Source organism: Streptomyces kunmingensis, from assembly GCF_039533535.1.
Classification (GTDB): domain Bacteria; phylum Actinomycetota; class Actinomycetes; order Streptomycetales; family Streptomycetaceae; genus Streptomyces; species Streptomyces kunmingensis.
The window spans coordinates 158,989-171,606 of the sequence record NZ_BAAATS010000022.1 but is presented as its reverse complement, the minus strand read 5'-3'; the positions used below and the strand labels follow the sequence as shown (position 1 = coordinate 171,606).

The following is a 12,618-nucleotide window of genomic DNA, read 5'->3' as shown; positions in this document are numbered from 1 at the left end:
GGCAAGTGACCCACATGATCGATACGCGCTTGCTCGGCCACTGGCACAGCGGTCCCTTCGACGTAGGGGCAACGGAGACCAGCGAACTGAACTTCCTCCCCGACGGGCGGGGGTGGAGCCGCTTCGACAGCATCACCTCGGCCCTCAGCATCGGACGCTTCCGCTGGAGCTGCCCCGCGCCGGGCCTGCTGGAGATCCGCTACGAGCTGCGCATCAGCGGCACCTACGGCACGAAACACACGGGCTTCGCCACCGTGGACAGCACGGACCCCGACCACGAGGTGATCCGCACCGCCTATCGCATCGGCCCCGGCACTCCGCCGTACACCGAGGAGCCCGTCACCACGCTGGTGGTCGAGGACCACGCCGTGGAATTCGCCTCCCACTTCGCCCGCGGCCGCCTGCACATCTCGCCCGCCGACGACGACTCGGCGGCGATCGTCCCGTACGGCACGGCCTGACGCCTCTCACGGGCCGGGCACCAAGAGCCGGCCCGGTGCGTGCCCGGGCCATGCGCCGCGTGTACTCCGGCGTGCGCTGCCCCGGTCGGACGTGCCCACCTGGCGGAGGGCATCGGATGGAGGAAGGGTCGGAGTCCACCGACGTAAGAGCCTGTCTTCGAACCCCGCCTGCGCCCCGACACCCGGCGGGCAGGACCGGCGCGCGGAAGGGACCCGCGAGCACCATGAGCGACGACATCGCCTACGCGAAGATCCACCCCGCGATCGGAGTGGCACGGGTGGGCAACAGCACCCGCGACGACGGCTGGTACTACGGTCCCGAGACACCGGGCCCTGACCCGATGCCGGCCGGTTCCCTCAAGGACGACACCGGTGCCGTCAAGCGCCAGGCGGCCCGCTTCCGCCTCTACGGCTACAACAGCTCCGGCAAGGCCGTACGGGAGCTGACGGCCACCGACTCCGGAGTCGCGATCGAGTGGGGCGTCCACGTCGCCAACCAGAAGGCCGCCTGGTACGAGTTCAAGCTCGCCCTCGACATCCCCGACATGAAGGGCGTCGGCACGCCGAGACGCAACAAGGGCGTCGAGCGTCGCAGCCTCGTCATCGACCCCGGTCGCAAGACCCTGCGCGCCGGCACCGGCCAGAGCGTGGAGTTCACCGGCGGCGCGTTCCAGGGCATCCCCGTCCCGCTGGGGCGGATGCACACCGACGAGCGCGGGCGGCTCGTGGTGCTCGGCGGCGCCGGCCGGTCCGGCGCGAAGAACAACGAGGAACTGGTCTCGTTCGGCAACAACGACGGCTGGTACGACGACACCTCGGACGGCCCGGTCACCGCCACGCTCACCCTGGACGGCCGCCCCATCGAGGTGAAACCGGCCTGGGTCGTGGTGGGGCCGCCCAACTACGCACCGGACATCAAGACCGTCCGTACTCTCTACGACCTTCTCCTCGACGTGTTCGTCGGCCAGGGCCAGTTGCCCCGGCCCGCCAAGGTCTCCTTCAGACACGACATCGCACCGCTCCTGGAACGCTTCAGCCATCTGCAGTGGGTCAACAAGGGCTTCGCCGCCCACTTCGGTTGCGCAGGCCCGCAGGACTTCACCGCCCCCGAGTTGCAGCGGCGCCTCTCCCGGCCCGGCGACACCTACCGCGAGGTCCGCCGTCAGGTGTACACCGCCATGCGCACCTACGAGCGAGACGGACTGGCGCCGATGACCTGGCCGTGGTTCTACGGCGACGGCATGGCCGGCCGGCCCAGGTCGCCACGGCAGTACATGACCCTGTCGGCCCTCCAGATGGACATGCTGCTCAAGTGGTCCGAGGGCGATTTCGTCGACACCCCGTGGAGCGGCTTCCCCCATCGCGTGGAGGACGCGCCCGTCGCCGACCAGCCCGGGCTCCTGGACCGCGCCGCCCTCGACTTCTGCCTCGCCGACGCCTTCCACCCCGGCTGCGAGGTCACCTGGCCGATCCGGCACGCGACGATGTTCGCCGAACCGTTCCGCATCCTGCACCGCGCCGAAGGAGCGGCCGAGCCCGACTACGGCGCGGAGCTCACCCCCGAGAAGGCGCTGGCCGCCGACGGCCCTCTGTACGCACAGGGTCCGGGCTGCCTGACCCGGTGGATGGCCGTTCCCTGGCAGACGGACACCGCCAGCTGCCGCTCGGGCTACGAGTCCACCGCCGGCCTGGGTCCCCGGTACGACCCCCATCTGCCGACCTTCTGGCCCGCGCGGGTGCCCAACCACGTGCTGACCGAACGCGACTTCCGGATCGTCAACAAGGAGGGCGGCCTGACCCCTTCGGAGGACGAGCGCGAGGCGGCGTTCGCCAACCGGGCCTCCTGGCTGCGAGGCCTGAAGGGCGAGTACAAGGACCAGTTGAAGCAGGCCGCCGCGGAGTGGCATCACTTCGGCGTGGTGGAGACCCGCAGCTACACCGTGGGCGACAACAAGTACCCGCCGCGCATCCAGGTCGAGTCCGTGCCCGGTTTCGCCCTCGAAGGGGTGCCGGACGACCGGAACCTGGTGACCCTGCACGTGCCGCAGGTCGCCGCCGATGACATCGCCGCCCGGGGCGCGGTGCTGTCCGGCCTCGCCGAGGACGTCGGCCTCGCCACCGAGAACATCACCGTCGGCTACATCGACAAACTCGACCCCTTCGGGGAGGACGCCGCAGGCGGCACCGGCCGTCCCGAGAGCTCGTCGTGACGGTGCATCACTCCGGTCCACCGCCGGCCACCGCAGCGGTGTACGACGTCGTGGTCGCCGGGGGCGGTCCGGCCGGCGTCGCCGCCGCCCTGACGCTGGGCCGCGGTGGTCGCACCGTCCTGCTCGCCGACGCCGGGGGCGGACCGCCGCCCGTCGGCGAGGCGTTACCGGCCGCCGCCCGGGTCCTGCTCCATGACCTCGGCGCGCGGGACATCCTCGACGACCGCCACCACCTGCCCTGTCACGCGAACCTGTCGGCCTGGGGTTCGGACGTCCTCGCCGCGCAGGACGCCATCCTCGACCCGCACGGCCATGGCTGGCACCTCGACCGCGGCCGCTTCGACCGGGGACTGCGCGAGCGCGCCCGCCTCCTCGGCACCGACGTGGCCGAACACTCCACGGTCCGTCCCGCCCACCGATCCGGCGACGGCACCTGGACCGTGGAGTTGCGCGGTCCCCGTGAGCGCCGCACCGTGCGCTGCCGCTGGCTGGTCGACGCCACCGGCCGCCGAGCGAGCCTGGCCACCGCGGCCGGCGCCCGCCGGATCGTCCACGACCGGCTGATCGCACTCTGCCTGACCCTGCCCCCGTCGACCACGTCGATCCCTGACACCTCGACCCTCGTGGAATCCTCACCGGACGGCTGGTGGTACACCGCGCTGCTGCCCGCCGGACACCGGCTGCTCGTCCGGTACACCGACGCGGATCTGCCCGGTGCCCGGACGGACCGCGCAGGTCTGCGCGCCGACGTGGCCCGCGCCCGCCACACCGATGCCCGCGTGTCCGCACACCCCTGGCCGACCGCCGCCGTACGACGCGCGCCCGCCCACACCGTCCGCCTGAACGCCGTCCACGGCTCCGGGTGGGTCGCGGCCGGCGACGCGGCCGCAGCCTTCGACCCATTGTCGTCGCAGGGCATCCTCATCGCTCTGTACACCGGCATGCGGGCCGGCCACGCGGTCCACGACCACCTCGACGGCGACCGCACGGCCCTCCCCCGCTACGCCGCCGAACTCGACACGATCACCGCCGTCCACCTGCGCAACCGGCGCACCTTCTACGCCCTCGAACACCGGTGGCCCCGGCACTCCTTCTGGCACCGCCGCCACACCGCCGGCCCCACGGACTCCGCCGACGGCCGACCGAGGACCCGGCCCGACCCGATGCCCATCGGCACCGAGCCGGAGTCTCACGGGTGTCTGTCGGGTACCGGGCGTCTCTCTGTCGGTACGTCACCATCATGGCCGTCGCCGTGGTCGGCGTTCGACCTGTGCCAGGTGTCGGCGTCCCGGTCGTAGACCGCAAGGCCACGGGCCTCGAAGGCACGCAACCAGCCCTCCATCGGCCAGGTGCCCCACCGCTGTTTGTAGGTCGCCGCGTTCCGCAGGATGTCGTCGAGGTGCTGGACCGGAGGCTCCTGTGTCGGGTGGTGTTGGTGATACGCGGGGGCGCCGCCGACCCACCACAGGTCCACTCCACGATGTGCCGCGGTGGCGGCGAAGTCGGTGTCCTCGCCGCCGTACCCGGTGTAGGCCTCGCAGAACCCGCCGACGTGTTCCCAGGTGCGGGCGGTGACGGCGAAGGACAGCGACCAGAACAGGTGCGGGTCTCCCCCGCGCAGCACCTGGCCCGCGGCGGGGGCCGGGCGCGCCGGGTGCGGCCGGGCCATGCCGTCCAGGTCCTCGAGCCGGTATCCCCCGCGCGGCGGGGGCGGCAGATAGGCGACGGTTCCGCACAGCAGCGCCCCGTCCCGGGCCGCGTCGGCGTAGCGGGACACGAGAGCGGGACCCGGCACACAGTCCACGTCCAGGAAGATCAGGAGATCCGCGCCGGCCCGAAGGGCGTGTGCGGCTCCTTCGTTGCGGGCTGCGGCCAGGGGCAGCCGTGCCTCGGCCAGGGGCAGCGTGATCACTTCCGCTGTGGGCCTTCTGTCCGCGGTCAGCCGCGCGATGTCCGGGTCGGCCATGGCAACGATGACGTACCGGTCGGGACTGCGGGTGCCGCGGGCGAGGCCGTCCTGCTGAAGCATCAGATGTGCGTGCCGGCCCGCGGCCAGGGTGATCACCGCGGTACGCATGTGTCCTGCTGCGAGGAACGGGAGGCCATTTCGGTGAGCAGGCTCCCCGCGCGCCGGGCCCCGTCACCGTGGGACCACTCCTGCCAGCGGTCCGGCCGCAGCGCCGTTCTTGCCAGGAGGGCGGGCCATTCCCAGGCGGCGGGCCAGTCCTCCCGTACGGTCGCCAAGCCTGCCGAGCGCAGCGCCGTCGCGGTGGCGTGCTGCTCGCGGTGGGGCCGGTTTTCTGGAATCACCAGGGTGGGCACCCGGGCGGCGGCGCACTCCGCGACGGCGTTCTGGCCGCCGTGTGTGACGACTACACGGGCCCGGCAGAGCACGGGCCACGGGTCTTCGATCCACGCCGCCCCAGGAGCGCCGAGGACGGTCCAGGACCAGTCGGGAGTGGCCTGTTGTGCTTCGTGCAGCCGTTCGGCGGTCAGGTGAGTGCCGCCTGCGCCGAGCATCACGACCACCTCGTTGCGGCCCGAAGCATCGTCGGGCGGCGGGCGCAGGCGTCCGTCGTAGCGCGAAATGCTGCCGGTGTGCACGGTCTTGTCGCGCCAGTGTGCCGGCCAGCCGGGCTCGGGCAGGGTGTGCGGCCAGGGGGCGATGAGCGTGTCCGCCAGGTCGTAGCCCAGCCGGTGGGCGGCGTCTGTGCGGTCGCCGCGCATCGCCATCACGGCGACCGGGACCCCCATGAGCCGTGCCAGGCAGGCGGCCTCCACCGACACGTCGCTCACGAACAGCGACGGGGTCTCGCGTCTGATCCATTCGGCGATGAGCCCCATGCGTTCGCGGTGTTCCGGATGGTGCAGCGGCACCCAGTGCAGGCGGCCGCGCGCGGTGGGGTCGAGCGGAGCGTCAGCGGTGTCCGGGGGCAGCGAGAGCCATCGCCCGGGCCGGTCGGCAGGCCGGGGAAGGGAGGACAGGAAGGTGACCGGCCCCTCGATCCGGGCCGCGATGCACTGGGCACGGTGCAGGTGGCCGCGCCCCTGGTGGTGGACGTAGTAGCCGATCACCGCGCCACCTCGTCGTACAGAGCGCGGTGGACGTAGTAGCCGATCACCGCGCCACCTCGTCGTACAGAGCGGTGTAGGCGTCGGCCGTGCGCTCGAGCGAGCAGAACCGCTCGGCCCGGCGCCTGGCGGCGTGCCGGTCGAGTTGCATGACCTGCGGGATGAGGGCGGCCAGGGCGTCGACGTCTCCCGGCGGCGCGAGTCGGCCGCAGTCCGGGGTGAGGATCTCCGCCAGGGCCCCGCGGTCGAAGCCGCAGACGGGAGTGCCACAGGCCAGGGCCTCGGCCACGACCAGACCGTACGGTTCGGCCCAGCCGGGCGTGACCAGGGCCGCCGCCGACGTCCCCAGCAGGTGCGCGAGCTCATGCCGGTCAAGGTGTCCGACATAGTCCACACCGTCGCCGAGCAGGGGCGCGACCTGCTCCTCGAAGAACTGCGCGTCCGAGATCGGCCCCGCCAGGTGCAGCGGCACACCGGCTGCCCGCGCGGCCCGGATCGCCAGGTGGGGGCCCTTCTCCGGCACCAGCCGTCCCGACCACGCCAGATCGCTGCCGCCCGGCCCGGCTTGCCAGACACCGGTGTCGATCCCGTTGCGCACCACGCGCGCCGCGGGGACCACAGGGTGCCAGGCGGACGCGGTGTAGCGGCTGACGGCGGTGAACACCACCGGACAGCGGTCGTGCGTCTGGATGGCGGACTCCAGCCAGGGCGTCGGGGGTGTGTGCAGCGTGGTGATCACCGGGACACGCAGGGCGGACGCCATCGCGATGGGCAGGTAGTGCAGGCTGTTGTTGTGCACGATGTCGAACCGGTCCGCGCCGTCCCGCGCCAGGTCGAGCATCAGACTCAGGTATGCGTGGTGTTCACGCATCCAGGTGGCACTGGGCATGCTGGCGTCCGAGCAGGCCGCGGGACTCAACGCGACGGTGCGCACGGGCAGTTCCCTGGCTCTCAGAGCCGGGTCGGAACCGGGCGCCGCGAACAGTTCCACCTCGTGTCCACGTGTGATCAGCGCATGGGCGAGTCCCCAGGTGTGCGCTTCGAGCCCCCCGGCGAACGGCTCGGTGATCGGGTGGCGTGCGGACGCGATGAGGGCCACCCGCAGGGAGCTCACTGGAGTACCTCTGTGTAGAGCGCGCGGTGCGCCGCCGCGATGTGGGACCGTTCTCGCGTTCGGTGTCGCGGCGTGGCCCGCGGGGCCCGGCCCTCCTCGAAAGCTGCGAGCACCGCTTTGTGCAGGGACTCCCCGTCGAGGCCGCCGTCCTGGGTATGCCCGTAGGTGTGGCAGGGGCGCTGCTGTGCGTAGAAGCCGCAGTCCGGGGCCGCGACGGCGGTGCCCAGGTCGTGACATGCCTCCAGCCAGCCGGAGTGCGTACCGAAGACGTAGGGCAGTACCGACAGGTCCAGTGAGGTGAGGTAGTCCCAGAGCTGTTCGTCGTCGAAGTAGTCGTGCACGACGAGGGTGACGCCATCCTGGTCGGCGAGTTCACGCAGTTCCCGCACCAGTTGAGGGGCGTGATTCGCGGACGCGGGGTCGGTCACGTCGCGATGGATGTTCACCTGGAGCTCCGCCTCCGGAAGGCCTGCCACCGTTTCGGCCAGCACCCGGACGACCGGTGACACGGACATGTTGGGCCGCACGCTCTTGGCGTGTACGCCCACCCGGAAATGGGCGCGTTCAGGCCGCGGTCGGGCTATGCGCGGGAGTTCGATCACGTGGGGATGGGGCAGGACGGTCGCCGTGCGACCCCACCGGTCGCTGATGGTGCGTGCCGCGCCGGGAGTGAGGGTGATGAGCCCGTCGGCGGCCGGAACGACGACGTCCAGGGCGGCGTCGTGAGCCGAGGGGTCCCTCTGGTGCGGGTTGCGCAAGTCGTGGACCGTGTAGACGAGTGGTTTGCCGTGACGTCGCAGCGTCTTCACGAGAGCCGCCAGCTGGGCGGGGCTCTGGGCGTCGAAACCGAAGTGCAGGTGGAAGACGTCGAAGTCGCGATGGTGGGCGGCGATCCACTCCGGCTCGAGCATCACCGGGGGCCACCAGCGCTGGGAAGTGCTGGGCGCGCCGTTGGGCCGGGGGTCTTTCAGACGCCTGACGCCGTCCGGCTCCGATGCCGAGCAGTGCTGCACGTACACATGTCCTGCGGGTACCGAGGCGACCCGGATCTGTCTGGGTGATGACGCGGATGACGAGGGTTCGGCCACGTCTACTCCTGGGTGCGGGGGCTGGGCACTCGCCATCCAGTCTGCTCAGCGCCACCTCACCGCGCATGTCGAGAGCAGGCGGGGTCGGCGGCTGTCTGTCATGCCGCCGGTGACAGCGATGACCTCGCCGACGGTGTGACTGGAGTCCGCGTCGGAGGCCAGATGAACGAAAGCAGGCGCCACTTCCTCGGGTTGCGCGGCACGGCCCATGGGATCGGAGGACGAAACGAGATCTTCCATGTAGTGGTCGGGAAACCGCTGGCCGGCAGGTTCAGCACCGTCCAGCTCACGCACCGTGGCGTCGACCGTCTCCTTGCAGAACGAGGCGTCGCACAGATCCCGCCCGGCCGATCCCCGAATCACCACTATCCGTGACCGCGTGTCCCCTCGATCAGATCCGAGACAACTCGCCGCTTCAGGAACGGACGCAACTGCGCCACCCGGCTTGTACGGGTTTGGCTGAAGTGGTCGGCACGGAACGGTCACATCCGGGTACCCCGACTCCCTCGTTGTGTGCGGGCTGCTCGTACGGACCGCAACGGCACAGCGCACCGGAGGAGATGCAGATGGATGACGACCACCCCGTGAAGGCAGCGGCGGAGAAGCTGAAGGAAGCGGTCACGGGCGGACAGACGCCCGAGGACGGAGTCCCCGGGAAGCCCGGCCCCGAGTCACCGACGTTCGCCGAGCCCACCGAGGTGCGCGAGCCCCTGCCGCCCAAGGCCGACCAGAGCGGTCCCAGGCCCGTGAGCCCCACCGGCGCCCGCTCGCGTGACGGCCGGGCGGCCGCCGCGCAGCAGGGCGAGCGCCTCACCACCGCGCAGGGCGACCGCCTCTACGACACGGACCACTCGCTCAAGGCCGGCCCCCGCGGCCCGGTCCTCCTCCAGGACCACCATCTGCGGGAGAAGATCACCCACTTCGACCACGAACGGATCCCGGAGCGCGTCGTCCATGCGCGGGGCGCCGCCGCCCACGGCGTGTTCAAGGGCTACGGCCGGGCGGCGGGTGTCACGAAGGCGGCCTTCCTCGGGAAGGGCGTCGAGACCGATGTCTTCGTCCGGTTCTCCACCGTCCTCGGTTCGCGCGGTTCGGCGGACACGGTCCGTGACACCCGCGGCTTCGCGACGAAGTTCTACACCGCCGAGGGCACCTTCGACCTCGTGGGCAACAACATTCCGGTGTTCTTCATCCAGGACGCCATCAAGTTCCCGGACATCATCCACGCGGGCAAGCCGCATCCGGACCGGGAGATCCCGCAGGCGCAGAGCGCCCACGACACGTTCTGGGACTTCGTCACCCTGCACACGGAAGCCACGCATCACACGTTGTGGAACATGTCCGACCGTGGCATCCCCCGCTCCTACCGGATGATGGAGGGCTTCGGCGTCCACACGTTCCGTCTGGAGAACGCGGCCGGCGAGACCACCCTCGTGAAGTTCCACTGGAAACCGAAACTCGGCGTGCACTCCCTCGTCTGGGAGGAGGCGCAGATCGCGGGCGGCGTGGACCCCGACTTCCACCGCCGCGACCTCGCCGACGCCATCGAGGCGGGCGCCTACCCCGAGTGGGAACTGGGCATCCAGACGTTCCCCGACACTCCCGAGCAGACCTTCGAGGGCATCGACCTGCTCGACTCGACGAAGATCGTGCCGGAGGAACTGGCCCCGGTGCAGCCCATCGGGCTGCTCACCCTCGACCGCAACCCCTCGAACTACTTCGCCGAGACCGAGCAGGTCGCCTTCCACCTCGGCCACCTCGTGCCCGGCATCGACGTCACCGACGACCCGCTGTTCCAGGGGCGGCTCTTCTCCTACCTCGACACCCAGATCAGCCGGCTCGGCGGGCCCAACTTCGGCCAGCTGCCCATCAACCGCCCGCACGCGCCCGTCAACGACATGCTGCGGGACGGTATGCACCAGACGGCCGTGCACCGCGGCGTCGCGCCCTACCACCCCAACTCGCTCGACGCGGGCTGCCCGTTCATGGCGGGCGCCGACACCGGGGCGGACATCGAGGTGCCCGTCGAACTGCCCGCCTCCCGCAAGGTCCGCGAGGCACCCGCGTCCTACGACGACCACTTCAGCCAGGCCCGCCTGTTCTGGCTGAGCATGAGCCCGCCCGAACGCGAGCACATCGTCCATGCTTACTCCTTCGAACTCGGCAAGTGCTACGAGCAGGCCATCAAGGAACGCGGTCTGCAGTCCCTGGCCAACATCGACACGGAGCTGTGCGCGCAGGTCGCCGCCGCGCTCGGACTGCCCGCCCCGGAGCCGACCGAGCCGCTGCGGGACGAACAGCCCAGCCCGGCTCTCTCCCAGCTCGGCCGCATCTGGCCGCTGGACGGACGCATCATCGGGATCGTGACCGACGGCTCCGCGGACGCCGACGGGGTACGCACGGTCCGCCGGCACCTGCTCGACGCAGGCATGGTGCCGCTGGTCATCGCCCCGGCCGGCGGAAAGCTGGAAGCGGGCGGCGAACCGATCACCGTGCAGCGCACGTTCGCCACGGCCCGCTCCATCGAGTTCGACGCCCTGCTGGTGGTGGGTGTCCCCGCCGCCGGCACCGACGCCCTGCCCGCGCGCGACGCCAAGGCGAAGACCTCGGCCTCCACGCTCGACCCGCGGCTGCGACTGCTGCTGGACGAGGCGTTCCGCCACGGCAAGGCCATCGGCGGCTGGGCGGGAGCCGACCAGGTCCTCGACGCCGCCGGGCTGCCGGCCGGCGCCCCCGGTGTCGTGGTCGCAGACAGCGGCGCCGCAGTCCTCGATGAGATGAAGGAACTGCTCGGCGCGCACCGCGTCTGGGAACGCTTCCCCGCCCGGTTGAACGGCTGACGGACCGCCGCGCGCCCCGGGCGGGGAAGAACGCCCCGGCCCGGGGCGCGCTCTGCTGTGACAGCCCGACTCTTCTGGGCTGCGCCCGGACTGTCCAGGGCGTTGTCCGGCGTCAGTTCTCGTCGGAGCGCAGGAGCTCGAGCTGGTAGTGGACGGCGGCGGTCACCCGAGGTTCGTCGTCGGTGGCGAGGAGGTCGAGCAGGGCGCCGCGCAGAACGGCCAGCGCAGCGGTGCGACGGACCGAAGCGGCTTCGGTGTCCCGGTGCGGCTCGGGCTGGCACGCGGCCAGGACGTTCAGCCAGTCCTCCACCGTCGCTCCGGCAAAGCCGGCCCAGGGTCCTTCGGGCTCGACGAGGGAGCGGGTGTACGCCTCGGCCCACAGGCGCAGCAGTGGCCGGTGTTCGTCGGCGGCGATCCAGGTCCAGACGCGCTCGGCCGCGGTGGCCAGGCCGACGGGGTTGTCCTCCTGGCGCAGCTGGACCAGGACCGCGAGCTCGTCCACGCGAGCCCGCTCCAGGAGGGCGCGTACCAGTCCGTCCTTGTTCCCGAAGAGAAACATCAGGACCCGGGTGCTGGAGCCGATCGCCTCGGCCAGCGGGCGCAGCGACAGATCCGCGAGGCCGTGGGCCAGGGCGTAGCGGTAGGCGGCTTCGAGCAGTTCGGTCTGTCGGGCGGACGGGTTTGCGGTGTGCGGCGGCATGGAACTAGCCTAAAGCCACTGACACAGTCGTGTCAGTAACAGATGGTGCACGCATGATGTGGAGTGAGTGATGGCGGACGATGACGGCCGACGACGGAGCGTGATCCGCCGCGCCGACCGACCGGGCGATCTGGGCTGGATGGTCATGGCCCACGGCGAGTTGTACGCCGAGCAGTTCGGCTGGAGCACCGACTTCGAGGCGCTGGTCGCCGGAATCGTCGCCGAGTTCGCCGCCAAGCACTCCCCCGACGCGGAAGCGGCCTGGATCGGCGAGGTGGACGGCGAGCGTGCGGGCTGCGTCATGCTCGTCGCGGGCGACGAGCCGGGAACGGCCAAGCTGCGCGTCCTCGTTGTCACGTCGGCGGCACGCGGCCTCGGCCTGGGGACCGGCCTCGTACAGGAGTCCTTGGCCTTCGCCCGCGAGGCCGGCTACGCGCGAGTCACCCTGTGGACCACCGCCAACCTGACGTCTGCGCGGCGGATCTACCAGCGCTTCGGGTTCACGCTCACCGGAGAGGAGTCCGGGCACGACTTCGGGCACGACCTCGTGAGTCAGACCTGGTCCCTCGATCTCTCACCGTGACGACGAACGCTTCGCATCATCGTCCGAGGGGCTCCCCCCATCGGCGCCCGCGACCTCTGCCGGTACGACCACGATCTGGTTCTCGTCCTCGTAGACGATCACGCCCGGGTCCGAGGACTCCAGCCGCCGGCATTCGACGCCGTGCGCGGCGAGGAGCGCCCGATACCCGTCCACGCGCTCGATGAGATGGTGGGCGGAAGCCTTGAACCAGGCCACCGCACCCGGATGCACAGCGGGATCGTAGACCTTCGGATCGACGGTGGTGGGATTGGTGTAGTTGGCGTCGTACCAGTCGTTGCCGCTCCGCCAGAACCGGTACTGCTCGTCGCTCAACGTACCGTCGGCAGCCAGTTCATTGGCCATCACGAAGATCCCGGGGAAGTGGCCCCGAGCATGCCGCACTGTCCCCTCGAAGCGGACGTAAGTCGCCTGTCCCATGAATGCACCCCTCCACGCTCCTGGTCTACGAAGACAGATCCTAGACATGGCACGCCGAGCCCCTCACCCCCGCGCCGGGCCACCCGGACCGTCGCCCGTGCCTTCCTTTCCG

The 12,618-nt window shown here is 71.0% G+C and carries 12 protein-coding genes; 5 read left to right on the top strand and 7 right to left on the bottom strand.

The window, feature by feature from the left end:
* Window positions 1-5: 5 nt before the first annotated feature.
* From ABD366_RS26830 to ABD366_RS26820, 3 genes are all read left to right on the top strand, one after another.
* The gene (locus tag ABD366_RS26830) at window positions 6-461 is read left to right on the top strand and encodes a hypothetical protein (protein ID WP_324765763.1); all 456 of its coding nucleotides are present in this window, start codon (window positions 6-8) and stop codon (window positions 459-461) included.
* 224 nt (window positions 462-685) lie between these two features.
* Window positions 686-2,671 carry a LodA/GoxA family CTQ-dependent oxidase gene (locus tag ABD366_RS26825; RefSeq protein WP_324765764.1) on the top strand — a complete coding sequence of 662 codons (1,986 nt, stop codon included), beginning with the start codon at window positions 686-688 and terminating at the stop codon, window positions 2,669-2,671.
* Window positions 2,668-3,969 carry an NAD(P)/FAD-dependent oxidoreductase gene (locus tag ABD366_RS26820; protein ID WP_324765765.1) on the top strand — a complete coding sequence of 434 codons (1,302 nt, stop codon included), beginning with the start codon at window positions 2,668-2,670 and terminating at the stop codon, window positions 3,967-3,969. The genes ABD366_RS26825 and ABD366_RS26820 overlap by 4 nt, the downstream gene beginning before the upstream one ends.
* Here the strand turns inward: ABD366_RS26820 and ABD366_RS26815 are convergent.
* Genes ABD366_RS26815 through ABD366_RS26795 form a run of 5 tightly spaced genes read right to left on the bottom strand, consistent with a single transcriptional unit; the run spans window position 3,861 to window position 8,311 of the window.
* Window positions 3,861-4,748: a glycosyltransferase family 2 protein gene (locus ABD366_RS26815; RefSeq protein WP_324765766.1), complete on the bottom strand. Its 888-nt coding sequence runs from the start codon at window positions 4,746-4,748 to the stop codon at window positions 3,861-3,863. The two genes, ABD366_RS26820 and ABD366_RS26815, sit on opposite strands and share 109 nt — an antisense overlap.
* Window positions 4,733-5,746 carry a glycosyltransferase gene (locus tag ABD366_RS26810; protein WP_324765767.1) on the bottom strand — a complete coding sequence of 338 codons (1,014 nt, stop codon included), beginning with the start codon at window positions 5,744-5,746 and terminating at the stop codon, window positions 4,733-4,735. Before ABD366_RS26810 ends, ABD366_RS26815 begins: the two co-directional genes overlap by 16 nt.
* A gap of 43 nt (window positions 5,747-5,789) precedes the next feature.
* Window positions 5,790-6,857, bottom strand: a complete 1,068-nt coding sequence (locus ABD366_RS26805) for a glycosyltransferase (RefSeq protein WP_324765768.1) — start codon at window positions 6,855-6,857, stop codon at window positions 5,790-5,792.
* Window positions 6,854-7,981, bottom strand: a complete 1,128-nt coding sequence (locus tag ABD366_RS26800) for a glycosyltransferase (protein WP_411293592.1) — start codon at window positions 7,979-7,981, stop codon at window positions 6,854-6,856. Before ABD366_RS26800 ends, ABD366_RS26805 begins: the two co-directional genes overlap by 4 nt.
* Window positions 7,982-7,990: 9 nt before the next feature.
* Window positions 7,991-8,311, bottom strand: a complete 321-nt coding sequence (locus tag ABD366_RS26795) for an SDR family oxidoreductase (RefSeq protein ID WP_324765770.1) — start codon at window positions 8,309-8,311, stop codon at window positions 7,991-7,993.
* 200 nt (window positions 8,312-8,511) lie between these two features.
* Here ABD366_RS26795 and ABD366_RS26790 point away from each other — a divergent pair, with 200 nt between their 5' ends.
* Window positions 8,512-10,785, top strand: coding sequence for a catalase (locus ABD366_RS26790; RefSeq protein ID WP_324765771.1), 2,274 nt, complete (start codon window positions 8,512-8,514; stop codon window positions 10,783-10,785).
* A gap of 112 nt (window positions 10,786-10,897) precedes the next feature.
* On the opposite strand, the gene ABD366_RS26785 is transcribed toward ABD366_RS26790, so the two are convergent.
* The gene (locus tag ABD366_RS26785; protein WP_324765772.1) at window positions 10,898-11,485 is read right to left on the bottom strand and encodes a TetR/AcrR family transcriptional regulator; all 588 of its coding nucleotides are present in this window, start codon (window positions 11,483-11,485) and stop codon (window positions 10,898-10,900) included.
* A 70-nt stretch (window positions 11,486-11,555) separates the two neighbouring features.
* Here ABD366_RS26785 and ABD366_RS26780 point away from each other — a divergent pair, with 70 nt between their 5' ends.
* Window positions 11,556-12,068: a GNAT family N-acetyltransferase gene (locus ABD366_RS26780; protein ID WP_324765773.1), complete on the top strand. Its 513-nt coding sequence runs from the start codon at window positions 11,556-11,558 to the stop codon at window positions 12,066-12,068.
* Here the strand turns inward: ABD366_RS26780 and ABD366_RS26775 are convergent.
* Window positions 12,060-12,506, bottom strand: coding sequence for a hypothetical protein (locus ABD366_RS26775; RefSeq protein ID WP_324765774.1), 447 nt, complete (start codon window positions 12,504-12,506; stop codon window positions 12,060-12,062). The genes ABD366_RS26780 and ABD366_RS26775 overlap by 9 nt on opposite strands.
* Window positions 12,507-12,618 lie beyond the last annotated feature (112 nt).